This is a genomic window from Aliidiomarina celeris, from assembly GCF_003316875.1.
Lineage (GTDB): Bacteria > Pseudomonadota > Gammaproteobacteria > Enterobacterales > Alteromonadaceae > Aliidiomarina > Aliidiomarina celeris.
The window spans coordinates 1-226 of the sequence record NZ_QMIL01000052.1 but is presented as its reverse complement, the minus strand read 5'-3'; the positions used below and the strand labels follow the sequence as shown (position 1 = coordinate 226).

Here is a 226-nt window from a genome sequence, read left to right as displayed (position 1 = left end):
ACTGGCTCAACTAGGCTTATCGCAAGTTAGTACGTCCTTCATCGCCTCCAACTGCCAAGGCATCCACCGTGTACGCTTAGTCACTTAACCATACAACACCCAAAGGGTGTCATATCTATTTTTTGACATGAACGATACGCCACCAAAGTTAATCTGGTGAGTTATACTTGGCTTGTTCAAACTTCGTTTGTTTCTTTATCAGCTTGTTCAAATTATTAAAGAGCAA

1 rRNA gene is annotated in these 226 nt (G+C 41.2%); it reads right to left on the bottom strand.

Annotated elements, in window-relative coordinates:
* Positions 1 to 90, bottom strand: a 23S ribosomal RNA gene (locus DQW12_RS13420); the annotation flags it as partial.
* Positions 91 to 226 lie beyond the last annotated feature (136 nt).